21 protein-coding genes and 1 pseudogene are annotated in these 22778 nt (G+C 45.6%); 4 read left to right on the top strand and 18 right to left on the bottom strand.

Going from position 1 to position 22778, the window contains the following annotated elements:
* Positions 1 to 48 precede the first annotated feature (48 nt).
* On the bottom strand, positions 49 to 498 hold the full coding sequence (locus tag ACO03U_RS01195; protein WP_161869484.1) for an NUDIX hydrolase: 450 nt from the start codon (positions 496 to 498) through the stop codon (positions 49 to 51).
* A 193-nt stretch (positions 499 to 691) separates the two neighbouring features.
* Here ACO03U_RS01195 and gloA point away from each other — a divergent pair, with 193 nt between their 5' ends.
* Both gloA and ACO03U_RS01185 read left to right on the top strand, forming a co-directional pair.
* Positions 692 to 1066, top strand: coding sequence for a lactoylglutathione lyase (gloA, locus tag ACO03U_RS01190; protein WP_161869485.1), 375 nt, complete (start codon positions 692 to 694; stop codon positions 1064 to 1066).
* Positions 1067 to 1123: 57 nt separating this feature from the next.
* On the top strand, positions 1124 to 1837 hold the full coding sequence (locus ACO03U_RS01185; RefSeq protein ID WP_204684712.1) for a gamma-glutamyl-gamma-aminobutyrate hydrolase family protein: 714 nt from the start codon (positions 1124 to 1126) through the stop codon (positions 1835 to 1837).
* Between the two features lie 67 nt (positions 1838 to 1904).
* Here the strand turns inward: ACO03U_RS01185 and ACO03U_RS01180 are convergent, their stop codons facing one another.
* The 10 genes and pseudogenes from ACO03U_RS01180 to zapA all read right to left on the bottom strand — a co-directional run.
* Complete coding sequence (locus ACO03U_RS01180) at positions 1905 to 3164, bottom strand: ABC transporter permease (protein WP_161869487.1); 1260 nt, start codon at positions 3162 to 3164, stop codon at positions 1905 to 1907.
* Positions 3157 to 4056: an ABC transporter ATP-binding protein gene (locus tag ACO03U_RS01175; RefSeq protein ID WP_204684713.1), complete on the bottom strand. Its 900-nt coding sequence runs from the start codon at positions 4054 to 4056 to the stop codon at positions 3157 to 3159. The genes ACO03U_RS01180 and ACO03U_RS01175 overlap by 8 nt, the downstream gene beginning before the upstream one ends.
* 41 nt (positions 4057 to 4097) lie before the next feature.
* Complete coding sequence (locus tag ACO03U_RS01170) at positions 4098 to 4763, bottom strand: DUF2812 domain-containing protein (protein ID WP_204684715.1); 666 nt, start codon at positions 4761 to 4763, stop codon at positions 4098 to 4100.
* The gene (locus ACO03U_RS01165; protein WP_204684716.1) at positions 4738 to 5085 is read right to left on the bottom strand and encodes a PadR family transcriptional regulator; all 348 of its coding nucleotides are present in this window, start codon (positions 5083 to 5085) and stop codon (positions 4738 to 4740) included. Before ACO03U_RS01165 ends, ACO03U_RS01170 begins: the two co-directional genes overlap by 26 nt.
* A 910-nt stretch (positions 5086 to 5995) precedes the next feature.
* On the bottom strand, positions 5996 to 6604 hold the full coding sequence (locus ACO03U_RS01160; protein WP_204684717.1) for a hypothetical protein: 609 nt from the start codon (positions 6602 to 6604) through the stop codon (positions 5996 to 5998).
* 338 nt (positions 6605 to 6942) lie between these two features.
* The gene (uvrC, locus tag ACO03U_RS01155) at positions 6943 to 8763 is read right to left on the bottom strand and encodes an excinuclease ABC subunit UvrC (protein WP_204684718.1); all 1821 of its coding nucleotides are present in this window, start codon (positions 8761 to 8763) and stop codon (positions 6943 to 6945) included.
* A 130-nt stretch (positions 8764 to 8893) separates the two neighbouring features.
* Entirely contained in the window at positions 8894 to 9208 is a 315-nt protein-coding gene (trxA, locus tag ACO03U_RS01150) for a thioredoxin (RefSeq protein ID WP_161869493.1), read from the bottom strand.
* A gap of 188 nt (positions 9209 to 9396) precedes the next feature.
* Positions 9397 to 11760 carry an endonuclease MutS2 gene (locus ACO03U_RS01145; protein ID WP_204684719.1) on the bottom strand — a complete coding sequence of 788 codons (2364 nt, stop codon included), beginning with the start codon at positions 11758 to 11760 and terminating at the stop codon, positions 9397 to 9399.
* A 303-nt stretch (positions 11761 to 12063) separates the two neighbouring features.
* Positions 12064 to 12612 (bottom strand): CvpA family protein, encoded by a 549-nt coding sequence (locus ACO03U_RS01140; RefSeq protein ID WP_161869495.1) that lies wholly within the window; start codon positions 12610 to 12612, stop codon positions 12064 to 12066.
* A 349-nt stretch (positions 12613 to 12961) separates the two neighbouring features.
* Positions 12962 to 13378 (bottom strand): annotated as a pseudogene (gene zapA / locus ACO03U_RS01135) (cell division protein ZapA); the annotation flags it as partial.
* Between the two features lie 417 nt (positions 13379 to 13795).
* On the opposite strand from zapA, the gene rnhC reads away from it, so the two are divergent.
* Complete coding sequence (gene rnhC / locus ACO03U_RS01130; protein ID WP_204684724.1) at positions 13796 to 14758, top strand: ribonuclease HIII; 963 nt, start codon at positions 13796 to 13798, stop codon at positions 14756 to 14758.
* A gap of 70 nt (positions 14759 to 14828) precedes the next feature.
* Here rnhC and ACO03U_RS01125 read toward each other — a convergent pair whose 3' ends face one another.
* Positions 14829 to 16304: an amidase gene (locus ACO03U_RS01125; protein ID WP_423104372.1), complete on the bottom strand. Its 1476-nt coding sequence runs from the start codon at positions 16302 to 16304 to the stop codon at positions 14829 to 14831.
* 86 nt (positions 16305 to 16390) lie between these two features.
* On the opposite strand from ACO03U_RS01125, the gene ACO03U_RS01120 reads away from it, so the two are divergent.
* Complete coding sequence (locus tag ACO03U_RS01120) at positions 16391 to 16678, top strand: DUF1905 domain-containing protein (protein WP_204684726.1); 288 nt, start codon at positions 16391 to 16393, stop codon at positions 16676 to 16678.
* Positions 16679 to 16735: 57 nt separating this feature from the next.
* On the opposite strand, the gene ACO03U_RS01115 is transcribed toward ACO03U_RS01120, so the two are convergent.
* The 6 genes from ACO03U_RS01115 to ACO03U_RS01090 form a co-directional block, all read right to left on the bottom strand.
* A complete protein-coding gene (locus tag ACO03U_RS01115) occupies positions 16736 to 17437 on the bottom strand; it encodes a uroporphyrinogen-III synthase (protein ID WP_204684727.1) in 702 nt (233 codons plus the stop codon).
* A gap of 227 nt (positions 17438 to 17664) precedes the next feature.
* Positions 17665 to 18492 (bottom strand): formate/nitrite transporter family protein, encoded by an 828-nt coding sequence (locus ACO03U_RS01110; RefSeq protein ID WP_204684729.1) that lies wholly within the window; start codon positions 18490 to 18492, stop codon positions 17665 to 17667.
* Between the two features lie 65 nt (positions 18493 to 18557).
* Positions 18558 to 18866, bottom strand: a complete 309-nt coding sequence (locus ACO03U_RS01105; RefSeq protein WP_204684731.1) for a nitrite reductase (NAD(P)H) small subunit — start codon at positions 18864 to 18866, stop codon at positions 18558 to 18560.
* On the bottom strand, positions 18866 to 21304 hold the full coding sequence (gene nirB, locus ACO03U_RS01100; RefSeq protein WP_204684733.1) for a nitrite reductase large subunit NirB: 2439 nt from the start codon (positions 21302 to 21304) through the stop codon (positions 18866 to 18868). The genes ACO03U_RS01105 and nirB overlap by 1 nt, the downstream gene beginning before the upstream one ends.
* Before the next feature lie 318 nt (positions 21305 to 21622).
* On the bottom strand, positions 21623 to 22063 hold the full coding sequence (locus ACO03U_RS01095) for a precorrin-2 dehydrogenase/sirohydrochlorin ferrochelatase family protein (RefSeq protein ID WP_204684736.1): 441 nt from the start codon (positions 22061 to 22063) through the stop codon (positions 21623 to 21625).
* The gene (locus tag ACO03U_RS01090; RefSeq protein WP_204684738.1) at positions 22048 to 22767 is read right to left on the bottom strand and encodes a sirohydrochlorin chelatase; all 720 of its coding nucleotides are present in this window, start codon (positions 22765 to 22767) and stop codon (positions 22048 to 22050) included. The genes ACO03U_RS01095 and ACO03U_RS01090 overlap by 16 nt, the downstream gene beginning before the upstream one ends.
* Between the last annotated feature and the right edge of the window lie 11 nt (positions 22768 to 22778).

Genomic DNA, 22778 nt, shown 5'->3' with positions numbered 1-22778 from the left:
AAAGGTCTTTTAGCGTTTAAAATCACAAAGGTCAGCAGCTAAAAAAGGTCACCCCTGCGCCTGTTTAGCCAACCACTGGGACACCGCCCACCGATGACTGCCTCGTTTCAACAAGCTTAGCGCTTCAGCTGGTGTGTGCCATTCAATCACGTTGGTAGTTTCCGTCGGTTCAGCAACCTTGACAAAACGAGTCACTTCATAAAAATAACCAGGATGTTCATACCAGGTATTCCGATGGCGGGAGTAAAAATATTCTACCGCTTCCCCAAAATACTCCCCGATGGTTACTTCAAAGCCAACTTCTTCTAGCATTTCCCGATCGATTGCCATCCGATGGTCTTCCCCTTTCTCAATCTCTCCTCCCGGCAAAAAATACGCGCCATTGGGAGCTTGGACTAAGACCAAGCGATTATCTTCCGGTCGTGGTATTACCACGTATGCCCCATATCGTGCAGTATAAGGTTTCCCTGCTATTTTTTCCCCAAAAGTCGGGACCATCCGCCAACAACTCCTCTACCCCATTTGTTTAATTTTACCCAATTGTCACGGTAGATACAAGATAAAGCTGATTACTTATCAGCAGTTGGCCCCTATGTTAAGATGAAAGTAACGGAATTTTCCGTCCATTTAATAACTAGCTAGCCAATCCAACGAATCACTCACGGCCGGCATCTAAGAAAGGAAGATTACTATGAAAATGGCTCATACTTGTGTTCGCGTCAAAGATTTAGAGGCTTCATTAGACTTTTACCAAACCGCTTTTGACTTTGTCGAAAGTTCCCGACGAGATTTTCCCGAAAACAAATTCACTTTGGTTTATTTGACTTTACCTGAAGATGATTACGAATTGGAATTAACTTATAATTATGATCACGAAGCCTATGATTTGGGGAACGGTTACGGACACATCGCGATTGCTGTGAAGGATCTGGAAGCTCTCCATGCTAGCCACCAAGCAGCCGGTTTTCCTGTTACTGACCTAAAAGGCTTACCAGGAACAGCTCCTTCCTATTATTTCATCAGCGATCCTGATGGCTACAAAGTCGAAGTTATCCGGGAAAAATAAAGTCGATTAACCTCACTTCTCCTTTAACTCCTTAGTCCTCAGAAAGCAGGTGCCGTCATGAAACCCGTTATCGGAATTTGTGCGAATGAAACCACGATTATCGACAGCGATAGTCACTGGGTTAGCTATACGCCGAAAAACTTTGTCTCTGGTTGCCAACAAGCTGGTGGCCTTCCCCTCTTATTGCCTATTAGCAAGCCAGCTGATTGCCAGCAGTATGTACAGCAGATAGACAAACTTCTGTTGACAGGAGGGCAGGATGTGGATCCACGTTTTTATGGAGAGTTGCCACATCAAACTCTTGGCGGCACGCAGCCTGAACGCGATCGCTTTGAACTAGCTTTAATCAAAGAAGCCCGAGCGCAAGGGAAGCCCATCCTCGGAATCTGTCGAGGAATGCAGCTGCTGAATGTCGCCTTGGGAGGTAGCTTATATCAAGATTTGAGTTTGCGGCCAAATCCCAGCTTGAAACATGTGCAGGTGCCCACGCCTTTTCGACTACCAAGTCATCCCGTGGAAATTGAAAAAGACAGTTTACTGGCTCAAATTCTTCCCACGAACCAACCTTACCAAGTGAACTCTTTTCATCATCAAACCATCCACGAAGTCGCTCCCGCCTTCACTGTCGCAGCTACAGCTCCAGACGGGGTGATTGAGGCTTTGGAAAACAAACAAGAACGCATCCTCGCTATCCAATGGCACCCTGAGTTAACCTTCGACAGCATCAAAGAAGAACAGGGGATTTTCGACTATTTTGTCAATCAGTTATAACGCTACGACAAAGCGCCCACTAGATTTACTCTCACAAATCTAGCGGGCGCTTTGCCATGTTTTTTTCTTACGCTTTTTTATGATTATTCTTCAATAAAACAATTGACTGTTTCAAGGAAGCAATAAAGCCGTTGTCATTGTACACCAAGACGTTGGACTTGTAGAGACCAGCGGAGACCAACATCATAAATAGCGTGACGATTGCTAAGATGATTACTGAAACTACGGCATTTCCCACAGTAGCTGTATCCGAAGCTAGGCGGACCGGCATCGAAAAACTTGAGAAAAATGGGATGTAAGAGGTCACCTTCAACACTGCACTGTGAGGGTCCATCAAGCCCAGCAAGTAAGCGACAAAATACCCTGCCATCGACAGATAAGTCACCGGCACGATGGCTTTAGCAGTATCTTCAGCTTTGTTCACCAACGAGCCACATAAAGCCGCTAAGACCGAATAAATCAAAATACCTAGCAGGACAAAGATGACCGTAAAAATCAAAAAAGGTCCAAAAAGTTTTTCAACTGACACATTTCCGATAAACTGCTGAACAACTTCCATGTCTTTGAATTTTTGCCAACCAAAGACTGCCATCAGCGCGTAAATCACCATTTGAGTCAAGGCCACTAACAAGACACCAGCTAATTTGCCATAGTAGTGAGTTTGCGCTTTGGTAGAGGACAAAATGACTTCCATGATGCGGGTCCCTTTTTCGGAGGCAATTTCTTGAGCGATAATACTCGCATAGGTCATGATAAAAACCAGTAGCAGAATCGTTGCTACCATAGCGACCACACTTTGTAGATCGCTGTAGTCATCTTTATCTTCCACCTCGCCAGCCTCATTAAAGCTGATTTTCTGAGTGGTAAAAGTTGCCGGAGTATCCAATTGTGCCACTTCAGCTGCTGTCAGTCCCAAAGCTTGGGAGCGGGCACTGCGTTGGACACTGTTTAGTAGCTGTTGGATGGTCATTTGTAAGGTATTGCCCACCGATGACTCCGAATACAGCGTTCCTGCAACTTTGTCATCCGTGACTTCCAAAGTCAAGTAAGCATCGATTTTTTCTGCTTGCAACTGTTTCTCTGCTTCTTTTTGATCAGCCACTGCCACAAACTGGTAATCCCCCTCTTTCATCTGGGTAAAGGCCTCAGCAACTTGTGTTTGATTGGCCACCACGCCAACCTTATTTAAGTCACTACCAGAAGCCATATTGTTGATTACCCAGAAAAAGGCACCGAAAAGAAAAGGCGCCAAAATCAAAATAGCAAAACTGAGGGATTTGACATTTTTCTTATAAACATCCCCTGCTATCACCCAAAATTTACTCATGGCGGTCACCTGCTTTCATTTTGAAGATTTCTTCCAAAGTTGGTGGCTGTTGATTGAACATCGGAATATAGCCTGCTTGGGTGGCTAGTTGGAAGATTTCTCGCCCTACTTCAGGACTGTTCAATGTGATACTCAGTGCGCCATCTTCTCGACTAGTCACCGTTTCAACCCCAGCTATCTCAGCAACTTGCTGGGCTGTCAAAGGCGATTCCAAAAACAGGCGCGTCCGGCCAAAGGACTCACGAATATCGTGTACCTTCCCTTTCAACACGGAGACACCATTGTTCAGCATAATTAAATGGTCACAGATTTTTTCAACGTTGTCCATGTTGTGACTGGAAAAAATGACACACGACCCTTTTGCCTTCAACTCGAGAATCCCGTCCATCAACAACTCGGCATTGACTGGGTCTAACCCGCTAAACGGTTCATCCAAAATAACTAATTGTGGTTCATGAATCAAGGTAGCAATCAACTGAACTTTTTGTTGGTTCCCCTTGGAGAGGGCTTTGACCTTATCTGTTTTCTTGCCTTTTACTTGGAATTTTGCCATCCATTCATCGATTTTCGGCAAGATTTCTTTCTTGGTCTTTCCCCGTAGCTCTGCAAAAAAGACCAGCTGATCTTGAATCGTAGCTTTTGGATATAGCCCACGTTCCTCTGGCAAATAACCAATCTGATTGTAGACTTGGCTATTGATGGGTTTTCCCTCCCATAAAACTTCTCCGCGATCCGCTTCCAAAAAATCCAAAATCAAGCGGAAAGTCGTGGTTTTCCCAGCACCATTTTGGCCGATTAGACCCATGATGGTTCCAGGTTCAATGGTAAACGACAAATCCTCCACGGCAGTATAATCACCAAAAGTCTTCTTTAAATGCTTCACCTCTAACATAGCTTCACTCCTCTTTTTTTAATTACTTATCCAGCTATTTATCAACGGGCAAATATGGCAACCGCTAAACCAATAATTCCGCCAAAAACCGCGAAAATAAGCGTATCCCGCCAAACCTGTTGCCCTTTTGCATAAGTTGCTGGGTTGCGGAAATGTTCTTTACGCCGCCGGTACAACAAGGCAAAGATTTTCTGCATTGCCACCATCATAAATGGCCAGAGCACCAACAGATACCCCAATAATTTAAGCATCGCCACTACTCCCTCATCAAGAAACGGGAAGACACGGGCCCCGGTAAAACCGCTGAATAGTACGAGCAAGCCCAACGGTAGCAAATACCATACTTGTCGGACAGCAAAATGTTCCTGTAGCTTAATTTTTTCTTGATAGGTAGCTGCGTCAGAAAAGAGGGCAGGCGTTTCTGGATCGGCTTCAAAATAATAATAATGCTTGCCAAAGACATAGACACACTGCCATCCCGCAGCCTGATAGAGCTCCAAAAAATCCGCCGCTTCCTGGGGATCTTCGGCCAAAAAATCGATGGCGTACTTTTTTTCTGCTGGTTGACAAGGCTCAAAAACCATTAAGCCTAATTGATTCATCTTAACGAAACGCCACCCTTTGCGCCGCATCGCCTCAATGCGCAAAACTTCTTTTTCCGGATAAAAACTGATTCCCAGACTAAGTAAATAACGACGTTTTCTCATCAAAAGATCCCTCCCTACCATCAAATTGTTGGAGCAGCTGGGCACCGGCTTGATAAAATCGTTTCCGGCGTTCCACTTCTTTGTGCAACGTCTCCAAACCTAGCGGCGTAATTTGATAGACTTTTTTCCGGTCATCACTTTCTTCCAAGCGGATCAACTGGTTTTTCAGTAGCTTTTTCAAAATCGTATACATACTGGCAGGTCCGATTTCGATTACCCCCTCAGTCAGTTGAGTGACTTCCTTCATAATCGCATAACCGTGTTGGGGTTTTAGCAAAGCCAACAAGATCAAATAGGTGGAATCCGTTAATGCTTCATCCATTCACACCACCCTCTCATTTACGTACCGAATAATTCAATAGCCTAACTGGCAAAAATATATCGTCTTGCGATATATCACTTAATGATATAGTATCCTAGGCGCTTGAACCTGTCAATCAGCTTTCCTTATAAAATTATACAAAGCCCCCAAAAAACGTAGAAAATAATGAGGAACTAGCTGGAGCCTTTTTATTGTTTAAAATGATAACTATGAGAAAGCCGGCCGGTCTTGCTTCCGGAGAATCCCTCGAGTTGCAGTGGGACCGGTAAATGCCAACTAAAGAATCGTTGTCATTTACCTTGCCGAAGTCAAACATGTTGTAAGTCCAACAAAATCGTTGGACAACAACAAGTAATTCCTCGGACATCCTTAACACTACAACCCAAGGCATTCTCCTCCAGCAAGTCCGCCCCGTTTTATCGATAAGCGATTTATTCCCTTTGCTTCGTAAATCCAGCAAATTATTTTCTTGTAGGGTAGCCTATGTACCGTGAAAAAGGTGAAATTTAGCAGAGTAGAATTGGGTTGATAGTAGCTCTAAAGATGCGTAATGAATTACTTAGAGTTGTGGTGCTTGCACCACTTACTCTAAGTTTGAATGCGCAAGGCAAAGCTAAAGGTGCGTTTGCGCATACAGTTAATCTAAACAGACACCGTTAAGATGAACTAGCAAAGACAAACAGATTTTTTGTTTGGTTTTTGCCGGTCTAGCTACCGTCAACCTAATTCCTAGGTCGCTAAATTTCACCTTTTTCGGGCATCACAATGTCGGCATGATAGGCCACTTAATTACTGATACATCAAGCTTTTTGGAACTTAATTTTTTATAAGTTTTTTATCTACAAAAAATAGCAACCATGCTAGAAGTCACCTTCTAGCATGGTTGCTACTCATCATTACGTATTTGTGGTTAAACAGCGCCTTCCGTCACCAATTCATCTTGAAATTGATGCCCCTCTTTCCAATCATCCAGTTGGATTGGCTGTTGAACCTCAATCAGTTCTCGTTTCAAGCGACGGATTTGTTCCAGTTTGCCTGAGACTTCATCCAATTGTTCTGGCAAGCTGCGACTGCGTTTAGCAAAGTCTTCTAATTGAGCACGAACATGATCCACGAAGACGCCTTGATTTTCCACTTGAATCCCCAGCGTTTTTTCTACTTCTTGACGCCAATCCAGCATGCCATCAAACTGGCTCGCGACCTCATTTTGTAAACGGAACAGTTCATTGGTCAATTCCCGAACATTCTGTGTTTCTTCCTCCATGCGCGTTTCTTGCTCAGCTTTGAAAGTATCTGTTTGTTGGTGGGTGTATTCCAAACATTCCGCCATCAAATTTTTCCGTAAATTGTTGACGACAGCTTCCGTTTCAGTCATTTTTTTATCTTGTTCATTATTTCGTACCCGCAAACGTCCTTCAAATTGTGCGATTTGTTTACGACTGCTGTATTGTCCGTAAATAGTCACGAAAAGAGCTATCACTGCTACAAAACAGGTCAGCACTGCAATTGTTGTTTCCACAAATCAATCCCCCTATATGCTAGTTTCGCTCATTATAGCAAACATGAACGGAACTTACCATGAGTTTTTTGAGAGATTGTCACTTATTAAATCTCATAAGTAACACTAAAAATAGTAATAAATGAAACTTTTTGCAGACTGACCAATATGACTAACCTTCATAATATTCTTTTAATTTCAGCGTTTGACACTCATTCAAGTTACTCTGATAGCACTTAAAGCAATAAATATAAAAAAACATATAAAAAGTTTATTTAAGGTAGATTAATAGATTTAAATGTTTTTTTAAGATAAAACTAGGTAGTCAAAGACGAACATTCAACAAAAAGGTACCTTTCCTACTTATCGTCAAGGATTTCATCTGATGAAGAAGCTTCCGTTTTTTGATGGTCCCCTAAAGTTGTCTTCACGGCTTCCGCAACTTTTACCGGGATACCCAGTTGATGAATCTCCTCTATCGTGGCGGCTTGAATGTTTTTCAAGGACTTAAATTCCTTCAACAGCATTTTTTTTCGTTTTGGCCCTAATCCTTCAACGTTGTCCAACTTGGAAGCAAAACTATTTTTACTGCGGAGTTGCCGATGGAAAGTAATGGCAAAGCGGTGCACTTCATCTTGCACCCGCTGCAATAAGAAAAATTCCGGTGAGTTGCGGGCGAGAGGAACCACTGCTAGCTCTGGTCCGAAGAGGAGTTCACTGGTTTTATGTTTATCATTTTTCGCCAGTCCGGCAATGGGAATATCCAACCCGAGCTGATTTTCTAAGACTTCTCTAGCAGCATCCACCTGCCCTTTGCCACCATCGATAACGACTAAGTCAGGAAACGGCAAGCCTTCTTTCAACACACGGGAATAACGGCGATAGATGACTTCCCGCATCGAAGCGTAGTCATCTGGCCCCACGACGGTTTTGATTTTGTATTTCCGGTATTCGTTTTTAGCTGGGCGGCCATCGATGAAGACCACCATGGCAGATACGGGATCCGATCCTTGGATATTGGAGTTATCGAAGGCTTCAATGCGGGTTGGAGTAGGAATATGCATCGCATCCCCTAGTTTTTGAACAGCTCCGATTGTCCGTTCTTCCTTTCGCTCAATTAGTTGGAATTTTTCGCTAAGAGCCACGCGGGCATTTTTCCCAGCTAAATCCACTAATTTTTTCTTCTCCCCGCGTTTTGGTTGGAGAATTTTGGTATTCAGCAAAGCCTCCACCGATTCCAAATCGATATCATCAGGAATCAAGACTTCTTTAGGAATAAAGTGCTCGTTTTCCTGATAAAACTGACCGATATAAGTCAAGAAATCCTCTGGCGCTTCATTGTAAAAGGGAAACATGGATACGTCTCGTTCGATGAGTTTGCCTTGGCGGACGAAGAAGACTTGGACACACATCCAGCCTTTGTCCACGCTGTACCCAAAGACATCCCTATCCATCATGTCCGTTTGGGTCATCTTTTGGCGGGTCATGACGGTTTCGATGGCTTTGATCTGGTCCCGATACTCTGCGGCTTTTTCAAATTCCATGGCTTCAGCCGCCAGCTGCATTTTCGCTTCCAAATCATGCTGGATTTCACTGTGACCCCCGTTTAAAAACTGCTTGATTTCCTTTACCATCTCCACATAAGTCGCTTTCGGAATATCAAAGACACAGGGTGCTAGACACTGCCCCATGTGATAGTAAAGGCAGACTTCTTTAGGTAAGACTTTGCATTTACGTAAAGGAAACAGGCGATCCAATAATTTTTTGGTTTCATTGGCGGCCCCGACATCAGGATAAGGACCAAAGTAATAGGCCTTATCTTTCAAGACCTTACGGGTGATCAACAGGCGCGGATAGTCTTCGTTGGTTATTTTGATAAAAGGATAGGTTTTATCATCTTTCAGCATGATGTTATATTTGGGATCATTTTTTTTGATTAAATTAATCTCCAATAACAAGGCTTCGATATTTGATTCCGTCACGATATATTCGAAATCTTCAATTTCTGAGACCAACCGTTCCGTTTTGGTATTATGGCTCCCAGTAAAATAGGAGCGGACACGATTTTTCAGGATTTTTGCCTTCCCGACGTAGATAATCGTGCCATTTTTATCTTTCATCAAATAGCAACCCGGCTGATCTGGCAACAGGGCTAATTTGTTTTTGATTCGTTCATTCAAAAGGCTCACCTTCCTTGTATCGACTATACCGAAAACTACGAAAAAGTGCCAGCCCGGCGCTATCCTGAAAAGACTCACGGGAAGTCTCATGGGATAGTACCGGGCTGGCGATAATCTCACTGGTTAAATTTTAGAGATGAGGTTGGATTAATTGTTCCAACTGTTCTTTTGTATGAACTCCCACCACTTTGTCCACCACTTCGCCATCTTTTTTCAAGAGGAGAGTTGGGATAGACATGATACCAAATTGGCTTGGTGTTTCAGGATTTTCATCCACATCCATTTTGACGATTTTCAATTCAGTCTCGTCGTACTCGCCAGCCAATTGTTCTAAGATTGGGGCTTGCATCCGACAAGGACCACACCAAGTTGCCCAAAAATCGATTAAAACTAAGCCTTTGTCTGTTTCCTGTGAAAACGTTGCATCTGAAATAGCTACTGCCATCTTTGCTTTACCTCCAGTTATTTTGCAAATAAAAATGCTTTGATAGATAACCTATCATCCATTTTTATAACGCATTTAAATGTTATTTTGAGTTTATCTCAATCACTGAAAACATTATAGCACGCAACGGAAGCTTTTCAAATCCTTCTGCTTACAAATTGTAAGATTTCCTGAACTTTTACAAAGGATTACTTAAACTTGACGATTGTGGCCCCATTGCCCCCTTGATTGGCGGGAGCAAATTCATAAGATTTAACACTGCGGTGGCCCTTCAAATACTCGGTGATTCCTTGACGCAAGGCCCCGGTTCCTTTCCCATGAACGATGGTTACTTGGGGATAACCGGCTAAGATCGCTGCATCCAGATATTGATCTACTTCATTCAAGGCTTCCTCGTAGCGTTTGCCTCGGAGGTCTAGTTGAGTAGCCACATGAGAAGCCGTGTTGGAGCGAACGGTGCTAACCACCCGCTGGACTGGCTCTTTAGCGGGTGCCACTGATTGTAAATCGGCTTCTGGCAACGTCATCTTCAAAATGCCCAATTGGACTTGCCATTGATCATGGCCCATCTTTTGAACCAAGGTTCCCCGTTGACCATAGGAAGTTACCAAAACTTCATCTCCGGCTTTGAGTTTTTTTGCTTCTTTGGCTTTTTTTAGGACTTTATTTTTTTGCAAATGTTCTTCTTGATGAAGATCCTCTAAACGGCTTTTAGCATCAATCAGTTCATGTTCTTTGACCTTCGTTTGGCCACCAGCTAACTGCAGCTTTCGCAAATCAGAAATGATGGTTTCGGCATCAGCTTTCGCTTCTTCCACCATCTCATTGGCCTTGCGTTTGGCCTTAGCGATTTCTTTTTCCCGTTCCTCAAAGAAATAGGTGTAGGCATTTTGCAAATCGCGATGGAGTTTTTCGGCTTCTTCCACATGATGACGCAGTTCCAAATATTCGGTTTCGGTCATTTTACGACGATTTTCCAAGTCGGCAATCATTTCGTTGAGGTCTTGACTTTCTCCGTCCATGATGGCTTTGGCGGCATCGATAACCGACGCATCCAGTCCCAAGCGTTTGGAGATTTCAAAAGCATTGGAACGACCTGGCACACCGATCAATAAGCGATAGGTCGGGCTCAAGGTATCCACGTCAAACTCCATGGAAGCATTGATGGTGTTGGTGCGATTGTAGCCGTAAACTTTCAGCTCAGGGTAATGGGTTGTCGCCATGACGTAGGCGGATTTCGCCCCAAGTTCATCCAAAATGGCAATCGCTAGAGCAGCCCCTTCTTGCGGGTCAGTCCCAGCCCCTAACTCATCAAATAGCACCAGGCTGTGTTCATCAACTTTTTTCAAAATCGCTACGATATTGGTCATATGAGAAGAAAAAGTGGACAAGCTTTGTTCGATGGATTGTTCATCGCCGATATCAGCAAAGACTTCCTCAAAAATCCCCATGACACTTTCTTCTTCTGCAGGAATCGGTAAGCCGGCTTGTCCCATCAACTGCAACAAACCCAACGTCTTCAAGGTAATGGTCTTCCCACCAGTATTAGGACCGGTAATGACCACTGCTTGATAATCTTTACCAATCATGATGTCGTTGGCCACGACTTTTTCTTGGTCAATCAAAGGGTGGCGGGCTTGTTTAAAGACCACATGATTTTCCTCGCTAATGCCCGGCACGATGGCTTTGAGTTCCTGACCAAAGCGGGCCTTGCCATTGATAAAGTCCAGCCGCCCAATCACAAAAGCATTTTGTAAAATATCTCGACGATAAGGCACCAAGGCAGCAGAAAGTTCCGCCAGAATCCGTTCAATTTCCCGACGTTCGGCAATTTGTTGGGAACGCAGCCGGTTGTTGGCTTCCACGATTTGTTTTGGTTCGATAAATAAGGTTTGGCCAGACGCACTTTGGTCATGGACCACACCGCCGAAAACACCCCGGTATTCTTGTTTTACTGGAATCACATAGCGGTCATTACGCATGGTAACGATGGTATCGCTTAAATATTTGGCATTGCCACCACGAATGATGCTGTCAAGTTGTTCCCGCACCGTTTGCTCACTGCGGCGGATGCTGTGGCGGATAGCTTTCAACTCCGGAGAAGCATCATCGGTTACGCGACCATCTTCGTCAATGGCGGTTTTCAGCTGACGAGTCAATTCTGGCAAAGTCACCAATTTGTCCCGCCATTCATAAAGTCGCTGAAATTCGATTTCGGCATCTTCCAAATCATCCAAAAAACGGGTCAATTCATTGGTGGTGGTGAGGACCCGAGTGACTTGGGCCAGCTCCACCCCGTTTAAATCCGCGCCGATTTCAATCCGTTTCATTTGCGGACGGATGTTTTCAATTTTGGGAATCGGAATTCCCCCTCGGAGACGTTGGACTTTTAACCCGTCCTCGGTTTCTGCCAACCATTGGGCCACTGTGGTTGCCTGGCTGGTAGGGGTCAACTGGCTTAGCTCTTCTTTTCCTGGCTCCGTCACCAAGTATTGAGCCACCAGCTGTTTGACTGCATCAAACTCTAATGTATTTAAAATCCGTTCATTCATCAGGATTCACCTACCTATTCTTATTTTGCGGCGTACTTTCCCAGACTAGGATTTCTCCGCATTTTATAATATCAAGTCGAACAACGGCTGCCTTCACGAACTAGCTCAGCTACCCCAGACAGTTGGATTAAGCAAAAGTCGCTAAGTCCAACTGATATCTTCTAAAATTAAGTCGAACCCGACTCATGATAAAGAACATCACGTGTCGATTCGCCTTAATTCTCGAGAGCTAAACGAGTGCCTTCAGCCTTTCTTACTCTAAACAACTTGAGGGCAGACAGCTTGCCACCGTCTGCCCTGCATTTATTTGGAAAGATTAGTAAACCAAAGTCCCTCAAAAAACCAAGAGAAAAATGGCGTATGTTCCACTACCGTCCGGGCGGCAAAACTATTTCGAAAAACGTTTTGAATCGTTGCCAAAGGAAGCATGGACAAAACGGACAAGACCAAGAAAATCACCAAATAAACCGTCAAGGCGTTCAAAACCCCACTGATCAACCAGTCGAAGTTTTTGGTCATGCGTTTAAACCGGAGATTGTACAGAAAGATCCCGATAAAGCGTGTCACGAGCCAGCCGATGAAGAAAATAAAAATAAAGGCCACCGCCGCATAGTAAGACTTATCTAAATCTAAAGACTCCGCTAATGTATAAAAGACCATCTTACTATCCGGGGTCACGGATAGATAAGGGACAAACAATTCAATTTTTTTTGCTAAATCTTGGTATTGGCTAGCCGCAACTAAAAATGAAATCAAATAGCCAATGGAATAGGCCACTTGTAGCGGTCCACCCCGGCGCCCTCCTACATAAAAGGCAATCACCAACAAGAGGAGAATGATAAATCCGATCATATACAGTTCCTTTCCAATGAAACAAAATGTGCAACTTTTAAACGTGAGGGCACTTGGCAATCTGACTTTTAAAGATTTTCCTAGTGGCGGGTGACGAGCAAGCGCTCTTTGCAAACCTCAGCCAACTTTCACTAGCCAGTTGCTAAGCTTACTGACGATGCCAGCATTTTCAGACCTATTGTCATAAAATACCACCGTTTGCTACTGATTCGCCTTTTCAATCTGTCTCGCCCGAAAATTTCTCACTTTAAGCAGATACTTAAACTTTTGGCGCTTCTGCTTTTGGCGTCCCAGCTTGCGGTGTCTTCGTCTCTACCGCTGTCCCTGTACCTTGGGGAGCCCGGCCTAAAATTTCTTTTTTCCGATGTTGATTCAAAATTTGCTGAGCTTCCACGTGGTTATGGATGACAACGTCTTCTTGACCGGATTGTTCCAAGACTTGCTTAGCTTCCGCCTCGATAGCTTCAATGCGCTTGATGCGGTTTTCCAGCTCCGTAGCTTTCATGGCTTGCGCTTTTAGTTCCCGATTCCTTTTCTGAAGCAACAGCAGCTCTTCTTGCCGCTTCAATTGATCACTGATGGCATTAACCGCTAATAAAATTGCTGCTTGTTCACTGTCGATGGCAGGAGACAAGTGTTTAATCTCTTTTAATTGATCATTGACCACCTTGATGACCATATCCATATGAGAGGTGGTCTCGTGGCCAATAATGGTGTAAGTTTGATTGGCAATTACCGCTTTGTAACGTTTTTTTTCTGCAGGCATCCCTGATTGATTCCTCCCCATCTATGGTCCTTTATTCGACAGTCTTATGGTGCGGTAAAAACTCGCCCATTCACCATTGTCGAGTATCTTTGTTTGGTCTTGATCCACTTCCCGAAACCGGCTACTCGCAAGCGTTTGGGCTGATCCATTTTGGTAATGGATTCCATTCGAAAAGCGCCGAGTCCAGCAGTCAAATCAAGCGTTGATTCTGACCCTTTCTAGACACCGCCGCACGATGCTTGGCTTCAGTTTTCGTTGGAAGTGAAAACTCCTAACCATTATAAGGTAAAAACTGTAGAATTTCCATGGATAAATGGTTTAAGCTATGATTTCTTATGCTTTTGCCCATCTCACTAAGCTAGACTGCGAGAGATATGGTAAACTGTGAAGCGAAATAATCGAGAATGGATGAAGAAAATGACCCAAGTCGTACTAACCTCAGGGACTGCCCAAGTCGCTCAAATGAAAGAACATTATCAAAGCAGTCTTGTCGCCAATAAAAATCCTTATGCCGCATTTACCGCTAAAGTTGCAGGGGTGACCATCACCGCCTATCGCTCCGGCAAAGTGATGTTTCAAGGCCCCGGCGCGCAAACTGAAGCCGGTCGTTGGCAAAGTGTCCCCTCGGCAGCCCAATCGAAAAAGACCGCGCCAAAGAAGAAAACGGTCAGTAAAGGAAAAAGCAATGGCATCGATACTAGTAAACTGCCAGCTGGCTTTTCCCAGTGGAGCGTCGCCGGATCTGATGAAGTCGGCAACGGCAGTTATTTTGGTCCGCTAGTCGTCGCCGCAGTCTATGCTGACAAAGAAAACCTCGCTGCCTTGAAACAACTTGGCGTCAAAGATTCAAAAATGCTGACGGACACACAAATTCGTCAATTGGCTCCAGCTATCATGAAGTTAGTGCCTTATCAAAAATTGGTGGTAACACCTGAAAAATATAACCAGGTTCAGCCCCGTTACAATGCCGTGCATATGAAAGTCGTACTGCATAACCAAGCCTTGGATTTGTTATTAAAAAAAATCGCGCCAACTAAACCGGAAGCAATCTTAGTGGACCAGTTTACCAGTCCAGCCAACTACAAAAAATACTTGCAAGCAGAACCTCATAAAGTCACCGAGAAACTGTATTTCGTCACAAAAGGCGAACAGTATCACTTGGCGGTGGCTGCCGCCTCCATCTTGTGTCGGGCTAGTTTTTTAGAAGAATTAGAAAAAGCCTCAGCAGAAGTCGGCATGACTTTACCCTCAGGTGCCGGTAGCAAATCCGACCAAATCGCTGCCCGTCTCCTGCAAAAAGGTGGCCTTCCTTTACTAACAAAATACGCCAAATTGCACTTTGCCAATACGGAGAAAGCGAAGAAGATTGCTGGTGTCTAGCCACAAATCTTGCCAACACAAAAAGGGATTGAACCTGATTAATCAGCGGTTCAATCCCTTTTTTCTAACTTTATCGCCAAGCTGATGGCAAGATAAAGGCGCCCTCATTTTCAAATAGTTCGCCAATTCCCAATAATAAATCTTCGCGACCACGGTCAGCCATCAATTGAATCCCCAGTGGCAATCCTTCCTCAGTCAGGTGTGTCGGCAAGCTAATGGCCGGCTGCCCCGTCAAATTGGCCAGCTGGGTAAATGGCGACAAGGCCAGGCTTTTTTCAAACATGCGATAAATCAGCTCCGCCCCTTGTGCCTCCGTCCGTTCCTTCATAGCAGACAACTCCAGTAACAGGCTGGCACTAACTAGTTCTTGACCGATTAGAGGGGCTGGTTGCCCAGTGGTCGGCGTCAAGAAAAGGTCGTACTTATCATGAAAGGTTGCCATTGCCGCTGCTGCCTGATCCCATACGGCCAAGGAATTGACATAGCTGGCAGCCGAGATCTTTTCGCCATATTGCCAAATCGCCCAAGTCATCAGCTCAACTTCCTCTTGGGCAATCTTGCGACCAAAGCCTTTTTGGATATTGGCAAACATCGCCGCCGTCTCTGCCCCATTCATCCGGTAGTAACTGCGAATGATTGCCTCACCATCTAGGGGATAGGCCACTTCTTCTACTTGATGTCCAGCTGCCGTCAATCGGGCAACCGCCTGTTGTACCGCGGCAACGGCTTCAGGAGAAACGGGGCTTCCTACCGGTGATTGCGTGGTAAACGCAATCTTCAAAGGCCGCGAAGGCAAGCGACGATTATTAGCGGTGTGGGTCCACTCCGGCTTAGGTGCTTGATAAGGCGATGAGTGTTCTGTCCCTCGCATCCCATAGAAAAACGCTGCTGTATCTCGCACGGAAACCGTCAAAGCAAAATTAATCGATGCCCCTTGCCAGCCACGCCAGCCATCAGGCCCCACCGGCATCGTGCCTCGAGTGGGTTTAAGACCAATCAAGCCGGAAAACGAGGCTGGGATCCGGATCGAACCCCCACCATCGCTGGCTGCTGCCAAGGGAAACATCCCCGACGCCACCGCTGCAGCCGCGCCACCAGAAGAGCCTCCCGGATAGCGGGTCGCATCCCACGGGTTGTGGGTATCGCCAAATAAAACCGGATCTGTGATATTTTTAAAGCCAAATTCTGGTGCATTGGTTTGCCCGAGAGGAATCAAGCCGAGAGCTTCCATTTTCTCGACAAAATGATCGCTAGATGTAGCAATAGCATCAGCAAATAAACGCGAACCGCTAGTGTCGGCCCACCCCGCTTTGCTTTGGCCTAAAATTTTTAAAGGAATCGGCACTCCCGCAAATAAGCTATCTGCCAGTTTTCCTGTTGCCAGTTGGGCTTCATATTCTTGCTGTGCTTGAGCATAATCGATAGCCACCACTGCATTTAGCAGAGGATTTTGGACATCGATAGTTTTTCTGATTTGCTGGATTAACTCACCAAAACTAATTTTTTTGTTGTGCAAGGCCTCAGCCCAGTCAGTCGCATCTTTCAACAACATCGCCTCCAATCCGGGAAGTTGCCCCGGTTGCTAATTGGATTATACTATAGGAAACTGACAAACTAGAAAGAGATGATTTGATGATGAAAGAATACCAATTTACCGCTGAAATTCTTGCTTCAGAAGTTGGTAAAGGTGGTGCCTACGTTATTTTTCCTTATGATATTCGCGAAGAGTTTGGCCGTGGGCGGGTGAAAGTCCACGCAACTTTTGACGGCACCCCTTACGATGGTAGCATCGTCAATATGGGGGTCACCGATAGCAAAGGGCGAATCTGCTATATCCTTGGCATCCGTAAAGATATACGCCAAACAATCGGCAAAACCATTGGAGACACAGTTGAAGTCCGCCTTCATGAACGAGCCTAAAACCAACAACACCCAATCTGACAACCAGTTTTCTGGCAATCATGATTGGGTGTTGTTTTAACCAGCGTGAGCCAGCCAATCTTTTTTCAGGATTCCTTGATAACCCGCCGTTTCAATCGCAGCCAGGGTCGTTGCTCCAATCGCAACCAATTGAAGGGGGGCATCAGTCTGTTTCGGCGCTGCTTCATAGATTGCCTTGAATCGTTGCCAAGCAGAAGGACTCGTCAGATAGACCGCCTGCACTTGCCCTTTTGCCAACAATTGCCAAAGCTTTTCGCTGCTTTCACGGGGACATTTATTTTCATAGACCACAAAACTGGTAACTTGAAAAGCGGCGGCTAACTCTTCTTCCAGTGCACTGTCTGCCAATTGCGATTTCCCGTAAACGATTTTTGCCCCATGAGGTAGCTTGGCTTTGAGTTCGTCTGCCAGCGCTTTTTTATTTTCTTGCGGACTAATTAGCGTGACGGGAAATCCCGCATTGGCAACTGCTTGAGCCGTTTTTGTCCCTATCGCAGCAATCTGCACCCCCAGCTTGGCCTCTTGTAAGACTGGGATCACTGGTGCTTCGCTTGTAAATACGAGCCAGTCAGCTTGGCGGATTGCTGCTGCCATCGTCGGAGTGATGGGCAAGGGGCAAATGACCGACAAAGGAACGGTCACCGTTTGCCAGCCGACCGTTTCAAACATTTGACGGTCGCCTTGATTCAAACCGGCCCCCCGTGTCAGCAATATCGTTGATGATGATTTCTTAGTCATGAGTATGCTCCTGTCACTATCTTCCCTTTATTGTACCCATTGCCCAGATGCTTGTATAGTTATTTATCGTGTATCAAGGGCCGACGCTACTGTTCAACAGCTGCTCCGCTTTCCTCGCATACAGTCCGATGGCGGCTAGCACCATAGCCTGTCTGCTTTTGGCAGCCAATCCCTGTATTTCACAGCAAAGCCCAGATGATTGTTACCATCTGGGCTCATTGTCATCACTATTTATGCTCTAAAATCCCCGCAACATGGTCTTGTTTAACAGCAGCCGTTGTCGTTGTTTGCTTCATGCCAACTTTAAAAGCTAAGAAATAACTTCCTGCCAAAATTACGCCTCCACCGACAAGATTACCGAGCCAGACGAAAAGCATATTTGTCACAAATTGTTCCCAAGTCGCCCCACCAGCCAAAATGCCAGCAACAATCAAAAACATATTTGCCACCACGTGCTGATACCCCGCAATCACAAAACCGGCGACGGGCAAGAAAGTACCGACGATTTTGCCGATAAAGTCTTTAGCGGCCATGTTCATGTAAACACCGGTACACACCAAAATATTACATGCAATCCCTGATAGAAAAGCTTGTAACGGCGCATCTGCCACCCGACCGACTGCCACTGCAATCGTCCGTTCCACAAATGCCCCTTGCAAGGTACCGGAAAAATAACCAAAGAAAACGGCTACCCCGGCTGCACCAACAAAGTTAAAGATGGTCACTAGAAACATATTCCGAGCCCATTGTTTGAAACTGATTGCTTTGGCATAGAAGGCCATGGTGACTGCTAGCATGTTGCCGGTCACCAGCTCGCCTCCTACCAACAACAAACAAATCAACCCAAAAGGAAACATCAATGCCCCCAATAAATTCACCAAGGTCCCCCACTCAGCTGGCATCGACCCCATCGTGCGGATCATCGCAACACCAGCGATACCGATAAAAACTCCAGCCATAATGGCTAAAACCGCCGTCGTCAACAAGCTGTACTCCGCCTTGGCTTTGCCGCGTTTGATGGCTTCATCTACTAAATCTTTTGGTGCTAAACTCATGCTTTCCCCTCATTTCCCAACATTTAGCTATCGACGTTAAGCCTTAACCAATCTGCTAATGTTCTTTAATCTGCTAGTTCGATATAAATCTTGTCACCTGCGACGCTGACTGGATAAACCGCTACCTGCCCTTGGTCTGGTTCTTGAATTTTGCCATCTACTAAGGAAATTTTATAATCCCGCATCGGCTCAAAGACGTATTCCCCAGCCACCATGCCTTCCAACAGCGGCGCCTCCGTCAAAGGACAGTAGTCGTCGATGGCAAAAATCCGGCCATCGGAAATTTCAAACAGAGCCATTTTTTGATCCCCAATTGTCACGGAACGCCCAACTAAAGGCAGTAATTTACTTTTATTAGTAGCAAAGACTTTCATCAGTGGCTTCCTCCTGTCATCACTTTTTCACGATTGTCCAAGGTGTACATTTTTTCTCGTAAGTCAGGACTGTTGACGATTTCCCCCCAAGGATCCCGACGACCTTTGGCAGCCATGGCAAAGCGTAGGGCTTCCCACAAATCTTTGCGTTTGTTTTCGTCTAGCAAGACGGTTTTGACATTGTCAAAGCCCATCCGGTTAACCCATGGTGCTGTCCGTTCTCCGTAGATGCCTGTTTCTCGATAGTATTGCAAGTAAGCCCCACAATAATCGATGACTTCTTCTTCGGTAGCTACTGTGGTCAACAGTTGGGCTTCCACCAACTCCGTGCCACCGTTACCGCCGATATAGATTTGGTAGCCATTGTCCACACCGATAATCCCGAAATCTTTGACCGCCGACTCCACACAACTGCGCGGACAGCCAGAAACCCCGACTTTAAACTTATGTGGGGTATCGATGTATTCAAAAGCTTCTTCAATTTTGACCCCTAGACCCATAGTATCTTGTGTACCAAAACGGCAAAAGGTTTTCCCAACACAAGTTTTTACCGAACGAAAAACTTTTCCGTAAGCTTGGGCGGCCAACATATCTAGTTCTTCCCAGATTGCTGGTAAATCTTCTTTGTTGACACCATAGAGACCAATTCGTTGTGAGCCAGTGACTTTCAACAAAGGCACATGGTATTTTTCGGCAACTTTAGCGATTTGCATTAATTGTTGCGGAGTAGTTTGCCCCCCACGCATCCGTGGAATCACGGAGAATTTCCCATCTTTTTGGATATTGGCGTGCATCCGTTCATTCACCACGCGGGCTGTCCGTTCGTCCTCATGTTCGGCAGGCCAGGCAACGTTTAAATAAAAGTTCACAGCCGGGCGACATTTTGGACAACCTTCTGGATTGCGCCAATCTAAGGCTTCAAAAACAGCTTTAGTGGAGGTTAAGTGTTTGGCATAAATCTGGGTCATCACTTGGTCGCGATTGAGATCGGTACACCCACAAATCCCGGTAGCTGCCGTCACTGCATCCCCTAGCTCGGCTTCCAATAAAGTTTGGATTTCGCCTTTACACTTGCCACAAGAAGTGCCAGCTTTGGTGACTTTGCCGACTTCGGCGACACTACTCAAGCCTTTTTCACGGATTGCTCGTAGGATTTCGCCTTTGGAAACACCGTTACAGCCACAGACGATTTCATCATCCTCCCACTCCAAGACATCGCCGCCAGCAGCCCCATCACAGCCAGGCGCCGTCAAAACGGAGATAGCCTGCAGATCATCAATGGGGGTGCCTTTTTTCATCATATTGTAATAACGACTGCCTTCATCCGTATCCCCGTACAAGACGATACCGACGATTTTGTCCTCTTCCAAAAAGATTTTCTTGTACTTACGATTGGCGCTGTCGAAGGCTTCGATGGTATCTAGCCCTTCCGTATTGGTGACGTTACCTGCCGAATACAAATCGGCGCCAGAAACTTTCAAGGAGGTAAACGTAGTCGACCCTTGATAAGGCTTGATATCGGCTTGATGGGTCAAACGATCTGCCAAGACCTTTCCTTGTTCAAACAAGGGTGCTACTAAGCCATAGCAAGTGCCACGATGTTCGACACATTCGCCGACACCATACACGTCAGGTACATTGGTTTCTAGATAATCATTCACCAGGATACCGCGATTGATTGCGATGCCAGTGTCTCGCACCAAGGCGACTGCCGGACGAATCCCGATGGACATCACTACTAAATCAGTATCTAAGCTACTCCCATCTTGGAATTTCAAACCGGTTACCCTGTCCTCCCCAAGAATTTCAGTGGTCCCATGGGCCATCAAGAAATGCAAGCCTTGTTCTTCCAATTCAGCTTGTAGCAATTTACCGGCTGTCTCATCCAGCTGGGTTTCCATCAGCCATTCCGCCAAATGGACGACTGTTACCTCCATTCCTTGTTCTTGTAACCCTTTAGCAGCTTCCAAACCTAACAGGCCTCCGCCGATAACGACAGCTTTTGTATATTTTTCTGCCGCCTCCAGCATAGCAGTGGTGTCATCAATCGTCCGAAAAGCCACCACCCCCGGCAAATCTCCCCCAGGTATTGGCAACATAAAGGGATTGGAACCCATCGCCAAGATTAATTTGTCATAGCTGATGGTCTTACCAGAAAGTGTTGTGACCGTTTTAGTAGTCGTATCCAAGACTTGAGCTGGGTCGTGATTGATTAATTCAATCTGGTTTTCGGTATACCAGTCAAGAGGATTCGTGATGATCTCCGCTACAGTCACCTGCTTTTGCAAAACATTCGACAACATAATTCGATTGTAGTTTGGGTATTCTTCCTTACCGATAATGGTCACTTGATACCGATCTGGGTCCCGTGCGATGATCTCTTCTACCGTCCGGACGCCTGCCATGCCGTTCCCGATGACAACTAAACGTTCTTTCATTGCTTTCACCTCATAAATTTGTTGATTCTTACCATGTCGACTTGAAGTGGTCAATTGTGAGTCCCACAGCAAAAAATTGCCAGACCACTTGTTACCTTATTCACAATAATCAAAAAAAGCAGAAACGCCTATTAGGGGATTCCCTAGTTTGTGTAAAACCGAGCAAGAATCATTCTCAATTAATCATAAAATGTCTGGCTTCACGAACTAGCTCCCTTCGGAATTAAAGAGGAACCGACTCATGATAAAGAACATCATGTGTCGGTTCCTCTTTAATTCTCGAGAGCCAAACGAGTTCGTTCAGCCTTTCTAACAAGTCTATTCTGCCAATACTTGGCGGATTTTTTCTTTCCACACTTTGGCGGTGGCTGGTGAAGCGCCAAAAGTCGTGATGCCCACGGTGCCAGCCTCATTTTTCACCAAGGCAAGGTTCATAAAATTGCTCCGCTCCTTGGCCGTGGTATCGTTCACCAATTGGCCGGGGGTACGTTCGGTAAACACTGCCTCATTGACGGCTGGCTGATTGGTAGCGATAAAAAGCATATCAAAACCCACCGTATCCCCAGCTGCAAAAGCTCGCTGATAAAGCTGTACTTGCCCCGTTTTTTGCCACTGGGAAATTTCCGGCGTCACTGAAGGCGCAATGACCGTCGCAGTCGCCCCTTCTGCTAGTAGTCCCGCTAACTTGCGAGTAGCAATTTGGCCCCCACCAATGACCAAAATCTTCAGCTGACTGACATCCACTAAGATGGGATACATCCGGCAGTCACCAGCCTCTCTGTCAATGCTTGTACCAATACCGGACTGTCTTCCAAAGTGGGCAACATCATTGCAGCTGGATGATTTTTGGCAATCCAGTGACTGATTTTTTCTACCAAGTGTCCATGGGTTAAAAAGAAAGGTTGAATCACAAAGCTTTCCGTTTGGTGAGCGGTCAAAAAATCTTGATAGCCATTGGCGCCGATGTAGTTGACCCCGACAATCTGCCGCTGGAGCTCTTGGCTCATACGGGAAACGATTTGTTGCAATTCGGCATCCGGTTCCGGGTAATGAGGGGTGCCATGGGGAAGCAAGATACCGCTGCTTTCAGGATGGGCAGCCAGTCCGATCGCCAAGCGTGTTTTCAATTCTTGATAAATGGCTTCTGTCGTCCCTAAAGGCGCCAAAACAGTCACTGCTACCTCACCAGTTTCTCCTAGTATTTCCCGGGTCCGCTTAGGCAAATCCTGATTGACATGGGTAGCGGCGAACAACAGCAAGGGAACCAGCGTAAAATCATCCACCCCGGCCTCTACCAACTCTATCAAAGCGGTTTCCAAGGTTTGGTGTTCCCCTTCCAGCAGTCCGATACGGTAAGGTAAGTTTGCTTTTTTTAAGACCGGTGCCAGTTGGGCCACAGCTTCAAAATTACTTTTGGCAATACGATCGCGCCGACCGTGTAAAACAAATACAATTCCTTTCATCAAGGGTCCTT

Origin of the sequence: Enterococcus diestrammenae (genome assembly GCF_049384045.1) — a bacterium.
GTDB lineage: Bacteria > Bacillota > Bacilli > Lactobacillales > Enterococcaceae > Enterococcus_C > Enterococcus_C diestrammenae.
This window is presented reverse-complemented; position numbering and strand designations above follow the sequence as displayed.

Coding starts and splice junctions, on each gene's coding strand:
- ACO03U_RS01195 (WP_161869484.1), bottom strand. CDS start 498: ATGGTCCCGACTTTTGGGGAAAAAATAGCAGGGAAACCTTATACTGCA.
- gloA (WP_161869485.1), top strand. CDS start 692: ATGAAAATGGCTCATACTTGTGTTCGCGTCAAAGATTTAGAGGCTTCA.
- ACO03U_RS01185 (WP_204684712.1), top strand. CDS start 1,124: ATGAAACCCGTTATCGGAATTTGTGCGAATGAAACCACGATTATCGAC.
- ACO03U_RS01180 (WP_161869487.1), bottom strand. CDS start 3,164: ATGAGTAAATTTTGGGTGATAGCAGGGGATGTTTATAAGAAAAATGTC.
- ACO03U_RS01175 (WP_204684713.1), bottom strand. CDS start 4,056: ATGTTAGAGGTGAAGCATTTAAAGAAGACTTTTGGTGATTATACTGCC.
- ACO03U_RS01170 (WP_204684715.1), bottom strand. CDS start 4,763: ATGAGAAAACGTCGTTATTTACTTAGTCTGGGAATCAGTTTTTATCCG.
- ACO03U_RS01165 (WP_204684716.1), bottom strand. CDS start 5,085: ATGGATGAAGCATTAACGGATTCCACCTATTTGATCTTGTTGGCTTTG.
- trxA (WP_161869493.1), bottom strand. CDS start 9,208: ATGGCAGTAGCTATTTCAGATGCAACGTTTTCACAGGAAACAGACAAA.
- ACO03U_RS01145 (WP_204684719.1), bottom strand. CDS start 11,760: ATGAATGAACGGATTTTAAATACATTAGAGTTTGATGCAGTCAAACAG.
- ACO03U_RS01140 (WP_161869495.1), bottom strand. CDS start 12,612: ATGATCGGATTTATCATTCTCCTCTTGTTGGTGATTGCCTTTTATGTA.
- rnhC (WP_204684724.1), top strand. CDS start 13,796: ATGACCCAAGTCGTACTAACCTCAGGGACTGCCCAAGTCGCTCAAATG.
- ACO03U_RS01120 (WP_204684726.1), top strand. CDS start 16,391: ATGATGAAAGAATACCAATTTACCGCTGAAATTCTTGCTTCAGAAGTT.
- ACO03U_RS01115 (WP_204684727.1), bottom strand. CDS start 17,437: ATGACTAAGAAATCATCATCAACGATATTGCTGACACGGGGGGCCGGT.
- ACO03U_RS01110 (WP_204684729.1), bottom strand. CDS start 18,492: ATGAGTTTAGCACCAAAAGATTTAGTAGATGAAGCCATCAAACGCGGC.
- ACO03U_RS01105 (WP_204684731.1), bottom strand. CDS start 18,866: ATGAAAGTCTTTGCTACTAATAAAAGTAAATTACTGCCTTTAGTTGGG.
- nirB (WP_204684733.1), bottom strand. CDS start 21,304: ATGAAAGAACGTTTAGTTGTCATCGGGAACGGCATGGCAGGCGTCCGG.
- ACO03U_RS01095 (WP_204684736.1), bottom strand. CDS start 22,063: ATGTATCCCATCTTAGTGGATGTCAGTCAGCTGAAGATTTTGGTCATT.
- ACO03U_RS01090 (WP_204684738.1), bottom strand. CDS start 22,767: ATGAAAGGAATTGTATTTGTTTTACACGGTCGGCGCGATCGTATTGCC.